Annotated in this window: 13 protein-coding genes; 6 read left to right on the top strand and 7 right to left on the bottom strand. The window is 72.2% G+C overall.

Translation table 11 applies throughout. The annotated features are described in order from the left end of the window. Positions 1-5: 5 nt before the first annotated feature. Both AB0927_RS32960 and AB0927_RS32955 read right to left on the bottom strand, forming a co-directional pair. On the bottom strand, positions 6-1,646 hold the full coding sequence (locus AB0927_RS32960) for an ABC transporter substrate-binding protein (RefSeq protein WP_366671462.1): 1,641 nt from the start codon (positions 1,644-1,646) through the stop codon (positions 6-8). Between the two features lie 185 nt (positions 1,647-1,831). Further along, positions 1,832-3,673 (bottom strand): ABC transporter ATP-binding protein, encoded by a 1,842-nt coding sequence (locus tag AB0927_RS32955; RefSeq protein ID WP_366671524.1) that lies wholly within the window; start codon positions 3,671-3,673, stop codon positions 1,832-1,834. A gap of 655 nt (positions 3,674-4,328) precedes the next feature. On the opposite strand from AB0927_RS32955, the gene AB0927_RS32950 reads away from it, so the two are divergent. Continuing rightward, entirely contained in the window at positions 4,329-4,787 is a 459-nt protein-coding gene (locus tag AB0927_RS32950; protein WP_366671523.1) for a DUF4396 domain-containing protein, read from the top strand. Positions 4,788-4,800: 13 nt separating this feature from the next. Here AB0927_RS32950 and AB0927_RS32945 read toward each other — a convergent pair whose 3' ends face one another. Beyond that, on the bottom strand, positions 4,801-5,772 hold the full coding sequence (locus AB0927_RS32945; RefSeq protein ID WP_366671461.1) for an SDR family NAD(P)-dependent oxidoreductase: 972 nt from the start codon (positions 5,770-5,772) through the stop codon (positions 4,801-4,803). 63 nt (positions 5,773-5,835) lie between these two features. On the opposite strand from AB0927_RS32945, the gene AB0927_RS32940 reads away from it, so the two are divergent. Both AB0927_RS32940 and AB0927_RS32935 read left to right on the top strand, forming a co-directional pair. Next, entirely contained in the window at positions 5,836-6,408 is a 573-nt protein-coding gene (locus AB0927_RS32940) for a TetR/AcrR family transcriptional regulator (protein WP_366671460.1), read from the top strand. A gap of 80 nt (positions 6,409-6,488) precedes the next feature. Beyond that, positions 6,489-7,619 carry a winged helix DNA-binding domain-containing protein gene (locus tag AB0927_RS32935; RefSeq protein WP_366671459.1) on the top strand — a complete coding sequence of 377 codons (1,131 nt, stop codon included), beginning with the start codon at positions 6,489-6,491 and terminating at the stop codon, positions 7,617-7,619. Positions 7,620-7,692: 73 nt separating this feature from the next. Here AB0927_RS32935 and AB0927_RS32930 read toward each other — a convergent pair whose 3' ends face one another. The 3 genes from AB0927_RS32930 to AB0927_RS32920 form a co-directional block, all read right to left on the bottom strand. Further along, positions 7,693-9,069 (bottom strand): FG-GAP and VCBS repeat-containing protein, encoded by a 1,377-nt coding sequence (locus AB0927_RS32930; protein WP_366671458.1) that lies wholly within the window; start codon positions 9,067-9,069, stop codon positions 7,693-7,695. Positions 9,070-9,194: 125 nt separating this feature from the next. Next, positions 9,195-9,830 carry a response regulator transcription factor gene (locus AB0927_RS32925; protein WP_366671522.1) on the bottom strand — a complete coding sequence of 212 codons (636 nt, stop codon included), beginning with the start codon at positions 9,828-9,830 and terminating at the stop codon, positions 9,195-9,197. A gap of 134 nt (positions 9,831-9,964) precedes the next feature. Further along, entirely contained in the window at positions 9,965-11,188 is a 1,224-nt protein-coding gene (locus tag AB0927_RS32920) for a sensor histidine kinase (RefSeq protein WP_366671457.1), read from the bottom strand. 308 nt (positions 11,189-11,496) lie between these two features. On the opposite strand from AB0927_RS32920, the gene AB0927_RS32915 reads away from it, so the two are divergent. Next, the gene (locus tag AB0927_RS32915) at positions 11,497-12,762 is read left to right on the top strand and encodes a glycosyltransferase family 4 protein (RefSeq protein ID WP_366671456.1); all 1,266 of its coding nucleotides are present in this window, start codon (positions 11,497-11,499) and stop codon (positions 12,760-12,762) included. 74 nt (positions 12,763-12,836) lie between these two features. Here the strand turns inward: AB0927_RS32915 and AB0927_RS32910 are convergent, their stop codons facing one another. Then, on the bottom strand, positions 12,837-13,313 hold the full coding sequence (locus tag AB0927_RS32910) for a hypothetical protein (RefSeq protein ID WP_366671455.1): 477 nt from the start codon (positions 13,311-13,313) through the stop codon (positions 12,837-12,839). Positions 13,314-13,357: 44 nt separating this feature from the next. On the opposite strand from AB0927_RS32910, the gene AB0927_RS32905 reads away from it, so the two are divergent. Next, entirely contained in the window at positions 13,358-14,458 is a 1,101-nt protein-coding gene (locus tag AB0927_RS32905; RefSeq protein ID WP_366671454.1) for a hypothetical protein, read from the top strand. A 1,122-nt stretch (positions 14,459-15,580) separates the two neighbouring features. After that, the gene (locus AB0927_RS32900; RefSeq protein WP_366671453.1) at positions 15,581-16,084 is read left to right on the top strand and encodes a hypothetical protein; all 504 of its coding nucleotides are present in this window, start codon (positions 15,581-15,583) and stop codon (positions 16,082-16,084) included. The last annotated feature ends 187 nt before the right edge of the window (positions 16,085-16,271 follow it).

Below are 16,271 nucleotides of genomic sequence, written 5' to 3'. Positions count from 1 at the left end.
CATGGTCAGGCCGCCTTGCGGATCCGGGCCGCCCAGGGGCCGACGAAGGCGAACGGACCCGGCTGCTGGAGAACGATGTCCTTGGACAGCGCGGTCGCCGTCTGCCCCCACCACAGCGGGAGATAGGGCAGGTCGTCGCCGGCCGTGCGCACCGCCGTCATCAGCTTCCCGGCGCGGCTGGCCTTGTCGGTGTCGGACTTCGCCGAGTCCAGCGCCTTGTTCACGGCGGTGACGTCGTAGTGGGCGATGTCGGTGGCGGTGGCGGACGCGTTCAGGTACGGGTCGGCCAGTTCGGCGGGGTCGCCGGTGACGGGGAAGTACCACAGGAACTGCAGCGGCTGCTTGCCCGACCCGAGCTCGGCGACCCACGCCTCCAGCGTGATCTCCTTGACCTTCAGCGTGATGCCGAGCTTCTTCAGGGAGTCGGCGAGGGCCAGGGCCGCCTTGCCGAGCTGGGGGCCGCTGGACGGGTAGTGCAGTTCGGCCGTGAAACCGTCGGCGTGCGCGGACTTGGCCAGCTCGGTGCGTGCCTTGTCCAGGTCGAAGCCGTACGACGTGATCTTCGCGTACTCGGCGCGCACCTGGTCGGCGGGCATCAGGTCGCCCCACATGTCGGGGGAGACCAGCGCGTCGGCCACCTCGGCCTTGCCGTGGAGGATGCCCTTGACCATGCCCTCGCGGTCCGCGGCGTGGGCGACGGCGCGGCGGACGTGCGGGTCGTTCCAGGGGGCCTTGGCGGTGTCGAAGGCGAGGGCGACCACGGAGCGGTCACCCGTGTAGGTGATGTCCGCGGCCGATGCCCAGCCGGAGGTCTCGTCGGAGGCCAGGCCGAGGGCCCCGTCGATGGCGCCGGACTTCATGGCGACGAGGCGGGTGCCGGCGTCCGGCACGAAGGACAGCTTGAGCTTCTTCAGCGCGGGCTTCTCGCCCCACCAGTGCGGGTTGCTCTCCAGGAGCACATGGCTGTCGGCGGCGAACTCCGTGATGCGGTAGGCGCCGGTGCCGAGCAGCAGCGTCTTCTCCGTGCCGATCTTCCCGCGGTTGGCGGCGAGGAACTTCTCGCTGCTGACGAGGAGGCCGCCCGGGCCGGTGTTCCAGATGAAAGCCGCGTCCGGCGCGGACAGCCGGATGGTGACCTCGTGCGTGCCGGTGGCCTTCACCGAGGAGACCCCGGCGAAGGCGTACGCCAGCGCGGAACCGTTCTTCGGGTCGCGGATCTCCTCGATGGAGGCGACCACGTCGGCGGCGGTGAACGGGGAGCCGTCCGTGAACACCACCCCGCGGCGCAGGGTGAAGACGTAGGTGGCGGCGTTCGTCTGCTTCCACGAGGTGGCGAGGCCGGGCTTCAGCTCCCCGTCCGGGCTGATGGATACCAGCGACTCCTGGGCCAGGGTGGCGACCAGGTAGTTCAGCACCCCCGACTCGTGGCCGACGTCGAGGCTGGATATGGACGAGGGCAGGGCGAAGGTCAGTTCGCCGACGGGCACGTCCGCGCCCTGCGCCCCGCCGTGGCCGGCGGTGCTGCCGCCGTCGGCCGCGGGCTGCGGGGCACAGGCCGAGAGGAGACCGGCGGCCGCGAACACCCCGGCGCCGGCCATGCCGAGCAGTCTGCGTCGGCTGAGTGTGCCAGCGGTATCCGAGGCCATGGGCCACCGTCCTTACGTCTGTTCTTGTCCACCAAGAATGTCCACTTGGGCGGCGACAGTAGCCGACTTGATTAGAGACCGTCAAAGGACGCCTTATGGGTGGACGGTGGCGGGGTGTCCCGCCCGGGGACCCCGGTCGGGACCACGCGCGGCGTCGGCGCGGCTCACGAGGGTGGCCCGGGCTGCTAGCCGGCTGGTTCGGAGGTCACCTGATAGGACAGCAACTGCTGGAACAGTCCAGGCTGTTGGGACAGCTCCTGGTAGGTGCCCTCCTGCACGATCCTGCCCTCGTCGAGGACCACGATCCGGTCGGCCACGGCCACATTGGTGATGCGGTGCGTGACCAGCAGCACCACGCGGTCCCGGGCGAGGTCCCGCAGGCGCTGGAAGATGCGGTGCTCGGCGCGGGGATCGAGGTTCGCGGTCGGTTCGTCGAGGACCAGCAGCCCGGCCTCCCGGAAGAACGCCCTGGCCAGTGCGATGCGCTGCCACTGGCCGCCGCTGAGTTCCTCGCCGTTGAGCCACTCGCGCGCGAGGAGGGTGTCCAGACCGGCGGCGAGTTGGCCGACGACCTCGTCGGCGCCGGCGGCCTCGCACGCCTCCCGCACCCCGGCGTCGCCGCGCGCCGTGGGCTGCCCCAGGTTCACGTTCTCGCGCACCGTCAGCGGCCAGTGCGCGTAGTCCTGCGGCACCAGGGCCACCTGCTGCCACAGGGCCTGCGGATCGGCCTCACCGACCGGCATCCCGTCCCACCGCACCTCCCCGGCCGTGGGCAGGTTCAGACCGCTGATGAGCTTGGACAGCGTGGACTTCCCCGACCCGTTGAAACCGACCAGGGCGGTCACCTCCCCGCGGCGCAAGGTCAGCGAGACACCGGACAGGGCGTCGCGGTCCTTGCCCGCGTAGCGGTGGGTGACCGACTCGACCTCGATCGTCTTCGGCGGTCCGGGACGGCGCGCACCCCGGCGCATACGGAAACCGCCGGCCCGCTCCAGGAAGTCGCTCCAGTCGTCCATGTACAGGCCCGTGCGCACGGCTCGCGCGCCGATCGCCACCAGGCCGCGGACCGACTGACCCACCATCTGGAGCGCGAAGACGGCCGTCCCCGCGTGGCCGACGCTGATGCGCCCGTCAGCCAGCAGCAGCACGACCGCCGCCCATACGACGGCCGACCCCAGGCCGCCGCACAGCGCGCCGAGAAGGGACATGCGGGCGCCCTTGTCGGCCGCGGCCCGGTCCTCGCGGTTGATCCGGGCGACCGTCTCCCGGTACCGGCCGGACAGGAACGGCGCCATGGTGCCGGCACGGATCTGGTCGGCGGCGTCCCTGTTGTAGATGTGCCAGCGCAGCACCGACAGCATGCGCAGGTCGCCGTTGCTGCGCAGGTTCGCCAGGTACCGCACCCGCGCGGCGCTGATCTGGGCCACGGCCTGCGGCAGGCTCGCCGCGATCAGGAGGGGCAGGAGCAGCCAGTTCACTCCGGCCAGCACGAGCGCCCCGGCGACGAACGAAGCGGCCGAGGCGATCAGGTCCTGCCCCTCGTCGATCAGGTCCCCGGTGACCTGCGCGCCGCGGTCGGCCGCCTCACGCGCGCGGTTGAACTCGGGGTCGTCGTAGGCGCACAGCTCGGCCTCGGCGCAGCCGAGCAGCAACTGCTGCTCCGCCTCGCGCGACATCAGCGGGCCCAGCCGGGAGGACAGCCAGTTGACGGTGATGCCCAGCAGCGCGCGCACACCGGTGGCACCGGCCAGCAGGGCCACGGACGGCCACGCCTGAAGAAGCCGGTCGTAGACGTCCTTGCTGGTGAGCAGCGCGGTGAGGGTGCCGCTGATGGCGACCAGGCCGAGGGCCTGCATGACACCGGCGGCGACCTGGCACAGCAGCAGACCGAGGGTCGCCGGCCGGTCGACCTGCCAGGCCAGGGCCAACGAGCGGCGCACCAACTGCGGCAGCCGGCGGGCCATGTCACGCAGCCGGATCGAGCGGCCGGCCGCTTCCCGGCTGCCCGTCAGGTCGACGTAGCGCATCCGCGGTCCGCCGTCGGGCTTCGGCGCGCTGTGCTGCTCCGCTCCCTGACGGCCGTCGGCTCCGGCGGACTCGGCGGGTGGGGCGGTGCGCGGTTCGGGGACGCTGTCGGCTGATCCATCGGTGGCCCTGGTCATACGGTCCACCGCGTATCCGGACATGCCGCACGGACGGAGTCGAGGGCGAGCCGCGCCCGCGCCGGCGTGATCGCGGGCGGTGCGGGTGCGACAGGAGCGGGCGGAAGGGTGGTCCGCGGATGGGGCAAGCGGTACATGGCGGTCTCCGGGAACGACGGACGGGGCACAGGGGTCAACGACCAGGTCCCGGCTGTCGAACACACGTCTTTCGGACGTGGTGGAAATCCCGGCGTCAGGCGAATACGCGTTCGTGCCGGATACACCGACCCTTGCCCGGGCGGGCCGGTCCCCGGACGCCGTCGTGGCCGAAACGCCGATGCCGGACACACCGGCCGCCGTGCGCGCCGCTCGGCCATGTGACGTGCCGTCGGACGCGCCGCGCTGAACGGGCGGCCGTCTACGGCAGCACCCCGGACCCGGAATACCCCTAGGGGGTATCTTGTTGGTGAAGGTGAACCGATCCGGCAAGGGGAGGCCGACGATGGACCACACCGCACACCAGCAGCACGAACACGAGTACATGCACCACGCTCACCACGGCGCCGGTGCTTCCTGGCGCACCGCCGCGCAGGCGACGCTGCACTGCCTGACGGGTTGCGCCATCGGAGAAGTCCTCGGCATGGTGATCGGCACCGCCGCCGGGCTGCACAACGCGGCCACCGTCGTCGTGTCGATCGCGCTGGCCTTCGTCTTCGGTTACGCGCTGACCATGCGGGGCGTGCTGCGCGCCGGGCTGCCGGTCCGTCAGGCGCTGAAGGTCGCCCTGGCCGCGGACACGGTGTCCATCGTCGTGATGGAACTGATCGACAACACCGTCATGGTGGGGGTGCCCGGCGCCATGGACGCGGGTCTGTCCCAGGTTCTGTTCTGGATCTCGCTCGCGGGCTCGCTCGCCCTGGCCTTCGTGGTGACCACTCCGGTGAACCGGTGGATGATCGGCCGCGGCAAGGGGCACGCCGTCGTGCACGCCTACCACTGACTTCTACTGGGGCTCAGGTGCGCAGCAGATCGGCCGAGACCGCCCAGAGGCGCTCGGCGATGGCGGGATCGAGCGCCCATTCCTTGACGCCGTGGGGATGTCGCGCGAGGTCGGCGTCGTTCGGTACGCGGTAGGCCTCTCGCGCGTCATCGAGGTAATGGCCGCCGGAGTGGGCGAAGGCCGGGAAGACGGCCGCGACGATGCTGGTCGCGGCCCCCTGCTCCACCGTCTTGTACGTGAAGACGCCGGCCGCCTCGGCCGCGTCGAGCGACTGCCGCTGCCGCGGGGTGAAGTTCCGCTGGAGTCCCGTGGCGACGCCGCCGGGGTTCACGGCGTTGGCGACGATCCCGTCCGCCGCCCACAGTCGGGTGGCCTCGACGGCGAAGAGGGAGTTCGCCGTCTTCGACTGGGCGTAGGCGATCTGCGGGTCGTAGCCGCGGTGCTCGAAGTGCAGGTCGTCGAAGTCGATGCCCGAACGCATGTGCGCGGTCGAACTCACCGAGACGATCCGGGCCCCGTCGCGCTCGGAGGCTCCCAGGGCCAGGGCGTCGCGCAGTCCGGTGGCGAGGGCGAAATGGCCGAGGTGGTTCGTCGCGAACTGCAACTCCCAGCCCTCACGGGTTCGTTCGAGGCCACCGGTGACCACGCCCGCGTTGTTGATCAGAAGGTGCAACGGGCCATGCCACGCGTCGACGAACCGGGCGACGGTCGTCCGGTCGGCGAGGTCGAGCCGGACCACCCGGGGCCGGGTTCTTCCGGTGGACTTCGCGATCGCCCCGGCGACGGTGTCGCCCGCGGTCGTGTTCCGGACGGCGAGGGTGACCTCGGCCCCGGCGGAGGCCAACGCGCGGGCGGTCTCGGCCCCGATACCGGAGGAACCTCCCGTCACGATCGCGCGGACGCCGGTCAGGTCGAGGCCGCGCAGTACGTCGTCCGCGGTGCTGGCGGCGGTGAAGGGGGTGGAGACGAGCTCGGACTCGGTCATGCGCAGGACTATACGCACTGGACGTGGTTTGTATAGTCCGGACACTCCTCGTAAGCTCGGCCCATGAGCAGCCCTGATGCCGGTCACCCGTCCTCGGCAAGCGCCGACACCAGCCGGCGGACCACGGTTCTGGACGCCGCCCTGACCACCTTCGCGCGATTCGGTTACCGGAAGACCTCGATGGAGGCGGTGGCGCAGGCGGCGCGCATCTCCCGGCCGGGGCTCTACTTCCTCTTCTCCTCGAAAGAGGCCCTGTTCCGTGCCGCGGTCACCCAGGCCCTGGAACGCGACATCGCAGCGGTCGAACGCGTCCTGGCTGACGGCGAACGCCCCCTGCCGGAGCGCCTCCTCGAAGCGTTCGACCAGTGGGCGGGCCGCTACATCGGCCCATGGGCACGCGACGTCGCGGAGGTCATCGAAGCCAACCCCGATCTGCTCGGCGAGATCGCCGAGACCGCGCCACGGCGGTTCGAGGAACTGGTCACCGACGCGATCGCCGCGAAGAAAGGACGGGAGGCCGCGCCCACCGTCGCCCAGACGATGATCAGCGCATCGATCGGCCTCAAGCATCAGGCGCCGTCACGCGAGTTCTTCCTGGCGCGGCTGAAGGCCGCCATCGACCTCCTGGCGCGCTGAGCGCGGGCGCTGATTCCGGTTACCGGACTTCGTATATGAGGCGCTGTCAGGTCCGGGCCAAGACGGTACCCTGCGCCGTTATGATCACCGCGCGCGAACTCAACCGGGCGGCCCTCGGCCGCCAACTGCTGCTGGAGCGTGAGCCGCTGAGCGTCGCCGACGCGGTGCGGCGCGTGGTCGGGCTCCAGGCGCAGCACCCGGCGTCGCCGTATCTCGCGCTGTGGAACCGGGTCACCGGTTTCGATCCGGCCGAACTCGACGCCGCCTTCGCCGGGCGCGCGGTGGTCAAGGCGACCCTGATGCGGATCACCCTGCACGCCGTGCACGCCGGGGACTACCCGGTCCTGCGCGCGGCGATGCAGCCCACCCTGTACGCCTCCCGGCTCGGCTTCCGCTTCGCCGACGCCGGGCTGACCCCGGCGGACGCCGACGAACTGGTGCCGGAGCTGCTGGCGTTCGCCCGTCGGCCGCGGACGTCGGCGGAGATGCGGGCGTGGGTCGAGGAGCGGCTCGGTGCCGAGCGAACGGACGGGGCGTGGTGGGGGCTGAGGGCTTACGCGCCGCTGCACCACGCCCCGACGGACGGGCCTTGGTCGTTCGGTTCGCGGCCGTCCTTCGTCGCGGCGGGGGCCGGGACCGTCCCGGTGGGGCGGGCGGTGGATCCACAGGCGATGCGGACCCTGATCCTGCGCTATCTGGCGGGCTTCGGGCCCGCGTCGGTGGCGGACGTGGCGCAGTTCGCCATGGTGCGACGGGCACCCGTCCGCGAGGCGCTGCGTGCTCTGGACGGCACCGTCGAACAGGTCCAGGGGCCGGACGGCAGCACGCTGTTCGACCTCCCGGACGCCCCCCGGCCGCACGCGGAAACCCCCGCGCCGCCCCGGCTCATGGCGATGTGGGACAGCGTCCTGCTGGCCTACGCCGACCGTAGCCGGGTGATACCCCCCGCCTATCGCCCCCTGGTGATCCGCAGGAACGGAGACGTGCTGCCCACCTTGCTGGTGGACGGCTATGTCGCCGGTGTGTGGCGCCCGGTGGACGGCGGCGTCGAGGCCACGGCCTTCCACCCGCTGTCGCCCGCCACCTGGGACGGACTCGCCGCGGAGGCCCAGTCGCTGAGGGCGTTCCTCGGCGACCGCGAGGCGGAGGTCTACCGCCGTTACCACCACTGGTGGGCGAAGCTCCCGGAGGCCGAGGTGCGGATGCTGTGACCGGCTGACGAACGGGAGCGCGGTGTGACCGCGCACCGCCCACGCCCGGACCGCAGCCGGTCCGGGCGTCGGTTCACTTGGTCATCCACCGGGCGAAGTAACGGTACTGGGCCACCAGCCCGACGGTCTTGGGGCCGATGGAGACGACTCGTTTCGTGTTCAGGCCCTTGCTGTCCGACCTGAAGTACCAGACGTTGCCCTCGTTCCTGTTCTCGCTTTCCGTTCCGGTGGCGAGTTCGCTTCGTCCGTCACCGTTCATGTCGACGAGGGAGACCCGCGAGCCGAACATGTCGTGCGGCTCGTCGACGCCCGGCACTCCGGCGGTGTTCTCGTGCCAGGACACGGCCCCGGTGCCGGTCAGTCCCTTGGCCGACCCCCGCAGCACGGTGACCGCGCCGGTCGTGCTGACCCCGGAGATGCTCTCCTGCATCACGCCGATCGCGACATCGGCGTAGCCGTCGCCGTTGACGTCACCGGTGGCCACGTCGTAACCGAACCGGTCGTACGTCTCGCCGGTGCCGGGCACACCGGGGGTGTCCTGGCTGACGCGCACCCGCTTGCGGGTGGTGCTCACGCCCTGCGCGCTGCCGTACGCGACGACGACCGAACCGCCCACGACCCCCTTGGGCTGGTAGCCCTCCAGCCCGGCACCGAGGACGACGTCCCCGTAGCCGTCGCCGTCGACGTCCGCGATGCTCCCCGAGTTGACCTTGGTGGACAGGTCCTTGGCGGGCCCGAAGCCGCTCCTGGAGCCGAGTAGCAGGGTGGCGTCGGCGGTGTCGTCGCGTCGTCCCACGGAGAGCAGGTCGGGCACGTGGTCGCCGTTGACATCACCGGCCGCCAGGCTGTCGGGCACGATGCCGGTGTCGAAGACGCTGGTCGAGGCGTTCGTGCCGTCCCGGCCGAACGGCCCCCGGAACAGAGTGGTCTCCGCGACGCCGCCCGCGCCCGTGGCGGCGACGAGGTCGTTCTTGCCGTCGCCGTCGAAGTCGCCCACGATCATCGGGCTGGGGGAGTACTTCGGCGTGAACGAGAGGGCCGTGCGATCGGACAGCCCCTGGGGTCCGCCCCAGATGACCGACACCGTCGGGGCCAGGCGGTCGAAGCCCACCACCAGATCGTCGTAGCCGTCGCCGTCCAGGTCGCCCGGGGCCATCGAGTCGCCGAAGCCGGAGTACGCGCCTCCGTCGTTGGAGCCCGGGTTGCCGGCCGGCACCCGGTGCCGGGCGGCGCTGAGACCTGTCTTCGTCCCGTACATCACCGCGACGTAGCCGTTCGCCGAGATGGCCAGGTCACCGTAGCCGTCCCCGTTGAAGTCGGCCTTCTTCCCGGTCGCCGGTGCCTTGCTGTTCGGCACGGCTCCGGCGGGACCGCCCGCGCTCAAGACGGTCGCGCCCATCGACACCGCCGTGGCGGTGGCCAGCACGGCCAGTCTCCGAACTCTGCGCATCCATTCGTCCTTTCGTCCTGCTTCAGCCCATGGACATCCGTGGTTCGGATCAGGGCTGCGCCACAGGAGACCCCCGGAGGTGACGAACGGTTGTGCGACACAGGGGTGTTGATTTGTTCCGGTCCTCAACCCGCCAGCAGACGGTGGCGGGTGGCCGTGGCCACCGCGGCTGCCCGGGTCCGCACTCCCAACTTGGTGTAGATGTGGCCGAGGTGGGTCTTCACGGTGGCCTCGCTGAGAAAGAGGGCGCGCGCGATCTCGCGGTTGGTGAGGCCGCCGGCAAGCCGGCCGAGGATGTCCCGTTCGCGTTCGGTGAGGGCGGGGCCTGGATCCCGGATCCGGGACATCACCCGGTCGGTGACCGTCCCCGACAGCGCGGGCCGCCCGGCCGCGGCGTCCCGGATCGCCGCGAACAGCGACTCCGGCCGCTCCGCCTTGAGCAGGTAGCCGGTGGCCCCCGCTGCCAGGGCGCGGGCGATGTCGGCGTCCGTGTCGAACATCGTGAGGACCAGGACCCGCGGTGCGGGACCGCCCGGCGCGCCGGGTTCGGCGGGGGAGAGCATGCGCCGGATGGCCGTCACGCCGTCCATGCCGTCGCCGAGTTGCAGGTCCATGAGGACCACGTCCGGCCGCAGGCGGGCGGCCGTCGCCAGCGCCTCCGCTCCGCTCGCCGCCTCGCCGACGACCTCGATTCCGTCGGTGCTGGACAGCAGCGCCCGCAGTCCGGCCCGGACCATGGCGTGGTCGTCGCAGAGGAGCACACGGACGGCGGGCGTTCGGTGGGCGGAGTCCGGTCCGGCCGGTTCGGGGTCCGGTGGTTCGGGGTTCCTCGGTTCGGGGTTCCCGGCGGGGTCGGAGAGCGCCGAGTACCCGGCCCCGGGGCTGTTGGCGGGGCTCACGGTGTCCGCTCCTCCGTCCCCGGCGGTTGCCCGGCGGCCGCGGTCTCCCGCGGTGCGAGGGGCACGGACATCGTCACGACCGTTCCCTCGCCGGGTTCGGACTCGACGCGGAGGGTTCCGCCGGCCTGCCGTGCCCTCATCTCCATGAGGGGGAGACCGTGGCCGCGGGTGCGGGCCTCGCGGCGGCGAGGGGCGGGGCCCGGCTCGAAGCCGCTGCCGTTGTCGGCGATGTCCACGCAGATACGGTCGTCGGAGCAGGTCAGGGTGATGACGGCCCGGGTCGCCGCGGAGTGCTCCCGCACGTTGGCCAAGGCTGCCTGGCTCACGCGCAGCAGCGCGGTCTCGGTCTTCTCGGGCAGGGTTTCGGGTGTGCCGTCCAGCCGGAACTCGACGGCCGGGCCGGACCCGGACCCCGTGCCCGGCTCCGGCCCGCCGGGCCGCTCGGCCAGTGCCCGCAGCGCGTGCACCAGAGTGTTCCCGTCGAGGTCGAGCGGCGTCAGGTCGCGGACGAACCGGCGCACCTCGGCCAGTGCGCGGGCGGCGCTCGCGGCGGCTTCGCGGACGTGTTCGTGGGCGGTGTCCGGGGCCGCGTGCCACCGGCGTTCCGCGGCCTGGAGCAGCATCCGCTGACTGGACAGGCTCTGGGCGAGGATGTCGTGGATCTCGGCCGACAGCCGCTCCCGTTCCGCCAGGGCTCCCGCGTGCCGCTCGGTGGCGGCCAGTTCGCCGCGGGCACGTACCAGGTCGTCGATCAGCAGGCGCTGTCTGCCGGCCAGGCGCCGGCTGTGCAGCAGAACGGCCGCGGCGACGACCCCCAGGGCCACCGGGGCGATCACCAGGTTGGGGTTGAACGGGCTCGTCGCCACGCGCAGTTCGGAAACGACCACCAGGAGCGTGAGCAGCGAGGCGAGTGGTACCGCGGCCGGCGCCGGCAACCGGTGCAGGCCGATGAAGAGCAGCGGCATGGTGCACCAGGTCGCGCTCGGTTCCAGGGCGAGGAGCACCAGCCAGACGGCGAGTACCGCGCCGAGCCGGAGCAGGTGCCGGGTGGTGGGCCGCTCGCCGTGTCGCGGGGACGGGGCCCAGCACGGTCCGCTCAGATGGAGCACCCCGAGGACGAGGAACAACGCGAGGCTCCAACCGGTCCGCGCGTCCGGTCCGTCGTGCGTCAACAGGCGCGCGATCGAGCCGGCGAGCAGCAGCACGAAGGCGGTCTGCATGGCAGCCGCCAGCCACCACGCGTCGGGGTCGGAACCCTTCGGGCCCGGACGAGGGTGCTCTCTGACCGCTTGTTCGCTTCGCATGCGTTCCCTGCTCGGAGATCGACTCCCACCACGTCTATCGGCGCCTCCCGCTTCACACATCATCCGATCGGCTGACATTCGTATGGCCTCTTCGGTTCCCCCGATCGAGCCCTTCGTCCGAAGCGCGCGAACGCGCTGCCGACCAGACTGCTGGAAGACCCCGCAGGCGCGTGGCCACGCTCCACCCGACCAAGATCACTCGATCCCTACGAAACGTCTCCCGCATGCACATCTGCTTCCTGCTCCACAACGCCTACGGCATCGGCGGCACGATCAGGACGACCTTCAACCTCGCCACGGTGCTGGCGGAGCAGCACGATGTGGAGATCGTCTCGGTCTTCCGGCACCGCGACGTGCCCTTCATGGGCGCGCCCCGAGGGGTGCGCCTCACCCCTCTGACGGACATGCGCGCCGCCTCCCCCGACTACGACGGCGACGACCCGCGCCATGCCCGGCGCGCCACCGTCTTCCCCCGCGCCGATGGCCGGCACCACCAGTACAGCCGCCTCACCGACGAACGCATCGGCCGGTACCTCAGGGGGCTGACCGCCGACGTGATCGTCGGAACCCGGCCCGGTCTGAACGTGCACATCGCCCGGCAGGCGCATCCGGCTGCCATCAGAGTGGGGCAGGAGCACCTCACCCTCTCGGGCCACGGGCCCCGTATGCGCCACGAGATACGCCACCGCTATCGCCTGCTGGACGCCCTTACCACCGTGACCGAGGCCGACGCCCATGCCTACCGGCGGCTGCGCTTGCCCGGGGTGCGGGTGGAGGCGATACCGAACAGCGTTCCCGCCGCCTCCGTGACACCCGCCGACGGCACGGGGAAACTCGTCGTGGCGGCGGGCCGGCTCACTCCCACGAAGCGGTACGACCTGCTCGTCAGGGCGTTCGCCCAGGTCGTCGCCTCCTACCCGGACTGGCAGCTGCGGATATTCGGCAGCGGTGACACCACCGGCGACGTGGCACCCTCGCTGACCGCCCTGATCCGCGAACTCGGTCTGGACCGCAGCGTCTTCCTCATGGGCAAGGCGAACCCGCTGGAACCGGAGTGGGCGAAGGGGTCCATCGCCGTCTCGGCCTCCGACCGGGAGTCGTTCGGCATGACCATCGTGGAAGCCATGCGCTGCGGTCTGCCCGTCGTCTCCACGGACTGCCCGGTCGGACCACGGGAGATCATCGAAGACGGCGTCGACGGACGCCTGACCCGCCCCGGTGACGTGGACGGCATCGCGGCGGCGCTGCTCGAACTGGTCGGCGACGACCAACTGCGGCGGCACATGGGTGAGGCGGCCCTGCGGAACTCGGCCCGCTTCGACCCGGCCCGCATCGCCCAGCGGCACCTCGACCTCTACCACGACCTGCTGCGCCGCGGCCCCGGACGACGCTCGCCCGGCCTGGCGCGGGACACCGCGCACCGGGTTCTCACCGGCTCGTTCGACGCGGCGCACACCCTGCGCTCCGCCGCTCGGGCTCTCCTGAGCTGAGGCGGGGCTGCCGCAGCCGGCCGCACCCCGCTCACCGCCGATCGACGTGCGCGAGCGGGGGAGACGACAGCCGGTCAGCAGGTGGGACGGTACGGCTGGTCCGGAATGTAGGTGGTCCACTCCGCGCGAGTGAGGGAGCCGAAGCGGGCGCACAGCTCGGTGGCGAGACGCTCGGGGGCGAGGGGGTAGGCACGGAGGCGGGTGTGCGCTCCTTGCGCGTAAAGGGTCCGACCGTCCGGGGAGAAGGCGAGCCCTCGCAGGCTGTCGCCGCCGGTGGGCAGCGGGGCGCCGAGCGGGGTGCGGGAGGGGAGGTCCCACAGCCGGATGCGGCCGGCGGGGTTTCCGACGGCCAGCGTTCGCCCGTCCGGGGAGAACGCGAGGGCGGTGACGGGCAGCGGGTCGAGGACGGCCCCGCGGCCGCCGCCGTCGAACTGTTCGCGTCGCTCCTCGCGGAGATCCGCGCCTACGGCGAGGGCGTCGTCATCGTCGAGCAGATCCCCAGCAAGATCCTCCCGGACGTCATCAAGAACAGCGCGCTGAAGATCATGCACAGGCTCCCGGCGGAGGACGACCGCCGGTCCGTGGGCGCACCACGATGAACCTCCAGCAGGAGCAGAGCGAGGACGTCGTCGCTCTGCCGCCGGGGCGCGCCGCCGTGGCCTTCGACGGCATGGACCGGCCCGTCCTGACGGCGATCCCGCACGGTGAGCACGACGAGAGCACGAAGGGGGCGTCCGCGGCACCGCCGCTGTTCGGCAGCCGCAGCCGCCTCTGCGGGGCCTCCTGCCGCGGCGAACCCTGCACCCTGCGCACGATGAACGACGCCCACCACCGCTCCCTGGAGCCCCTCCACCTCATCTGGGTGGAAGCGGCTGCCTGCGCCCAGGCGATGGGCATGGCCGCCCCCGCTCCGGCCGCGGGCGTGCGGGCGGCCCTGACGGCGCTCGCCGCGCGCGATCTGGAGTGCACCCTCGTGTACGCGGCGGAGCGTGCCGTCTTCGCGCGGGACGCCCTGATGCGCGACGAGGTCGACCCGGCGGACTTCGCGGAGCGCCTGCACGCCGTACTGTCCGCCGAACTGCTGGGGACGGAGCCGCCACCTGCCGCGGACCGGCGCCGCCACACGTACGCCAACTACCGCTTCCGGGACGTGCTGGAGGTGATCCAACGGGCCCGCAAGGCCGCCCCCGACGGGCCCCACAGCTATCCGGAGCACGAGGCGGAATGGGCGTCCCGCGGACTGGTCCTGACCGGAACCTCGGGCGCCGACCATCGCCTCCAGGTCCGCGCACTGCCCGGGTACGGCCCGGAGAAGGTCCACGCCCGAATCGGTGACGTGGAGCGCAGCGGTCTGCGCGACGCGGTGGCGGCGGTGACCGGCGGTATGACGGAGGAGCAGGTACGGCGGGCCTTCGCCCTGGCCTGCGGGAGGGCCCGCGGCTGCGCGCGGTGGTCGCGGAGACGGCGGCACGAGTGGCGCGGGTGTGCGCCGGGAAGACGAGGTCCCACTGATGAGCAAACTCGACGACGGAGTCCCCGACGCCCCGCCACCCCCTGCGGCGGACGCACGGGTCGCCGGGGACGGAGCCGTACCGGACGGGTCCGACGAGAACGCCGGGACACCGCAGGAGGCCGTCCAAGGGGGAGCGGACGACGCCCAGGACAGGGACGTCCCGGACCTCTCCCCAGAACCTGACGAGCCGCTGCCGCCTGCCGCTGAGACCCCGCAGGACGGTGACCCCATGGCAGACGAGCCGGAGATGACGGAGCCACCGGAAGAGACTCCGACGGAGGACGCCCCACCGGATGGGGACCGCCCGGAGCCGGGACCGGAGCATGATCGGGAACCAGACTCGGAACTTGCGCCCGAGGCCGGGTCCGAGCCTGGGCCCGAGCCTGGGTCCGAGTGGGATTCGGAGGCGAAGGCGGAGGCGGAACCCGGACCCGAACCCGGTCCGGAGCCCGGGTCGCGGGCCGGGTCCCAGGCCGAATACGCCCCTGGACCCCCGCCCGAGGCCGAGGCCGAGTCCAAGGGCGGGGAGGGAGCGGCGGAACCGGGGCCCCGGGCCGACGGCCGGGCAGTGGAGGATGTGCCTGACGGCATCCGGCCGGGCGACGCGGCGGACGCCCGGTCCGAGTCGCCTGATCAGGCCGAGACCGCGGACGGGGAAAGGGACGGTTCGGACGACGCGTCCGTCGGGCCTGCCCGGCCCGAACAGCCGGACGTGCCCGGCCAGGACGACCCGCGGCAGCGGCAGGGGGCAACAGAGGACCCGGGTGCGACCAGGAACGGCGACCTGGCTCCGGACCGCCGGGAACCGCCGGGGACCGACGCGTCGGACGGCCGGACGTCTCCGAGTCCGGCCGACGGGGTCGACGAGGCCGGCGAGGTCGTGGTGTCGGCGGCCGGGGCCGTCGCCACCGTCGCCGAGGCCGCCGCGGATCTGGTGGGGCAGACCACGAACGCCGTGAACGAGGCGGCCGCGAGAGCGTCCTTCGAGGGCGGAGCCGGTGCTGTTCGCGCAGGGGCTGCCGGCGATGGGCTGCCGGACACGCGATCGGATGCCGCGCCGCCCGTGGAGGACACGGCGCCGGACGGGGAGTGGGAGGACGGGGAGCCTCTGGCGGCAGGCGCGGAGGAGCACGAGCAGTCGCTGGGGAGCAGCTCCACAATCCATGGCTCACTCCGAAGCGTGCGGCGACGGATGCGGCGACGGACGGCGGGGACGCCCAGGAGTCGCCGGACGGGCCGGACGGGCCGGACGGGCCGGACGGGCCGGACCGACCGGACGATCCAGCGGACCCCGACGACGGGAGCGTGTCAGGCCAACACCGGTGGCGCCAGGACTTCCGCCCCGAGTCCGCCGGATCCGGCGCACCGCCCGGCGGCGACAGCTACGGCGACGCCGAGGAGCGGCCCGACGTCGAGACGAGGGAACTCAAGCCCGAGGAGCTCAGCCTCGAACCGGACGTCGATCGCATCCGCGGGGCCAACGCGGCCCGGGCCGTCGTGGCCCAACAGGCGTACGAGGCTTCGCAGGGGACCCGGGGCCGAGGGGGAGCGGACCGCGAGCAGGAAGGCCGTCGGGAAGGGGAACAGGAGCGCGACGCGTCGCGGGAACCGAACGCACGGGACCGGGAGGCAGCACGCCTGGCCGGAATTGTCGCACAGACCTTCAGGGACATCGGTGATCTGCCCCGGTCCTCGGTGAACCGCGTGCGTGACGTGTCCGACGTGACGCCGGAGGTCACACAAACCCTGCGACGGGACCTGGAACGGCGACGGGGGCCGGGCCTCAGGAAGGACCTGGGTCTGGAGTGAACGGCGGCAGACACCGGCTGGAGACACGGTCTGGCCGAAAACTTACGCGTTCGTGTCAACGTTTGAGGGATGCTGCGCAACTTACGGGTGGGTCATCCGTGGTTGATCAGAGGGGGACGTGGGTCGTGCGTGTCGAGGAGTCGGGGATGGACGACGGTATGTGGCTGACGACGGAGCAGGCGGCGCG

It is taken from the genome of Streptomyces sp. NPDC048106, from assembly GCF_040706415.1.
Taxonomy (GTDB): domain Bacteria; phylum Actinomycetota; class Actinomycetes; order Streptomycetales; family Streptomycetaceae; genus Streptomyces.
This window is presented reverse-complemented; position numbering and strand designations above follow the sequence as displayed.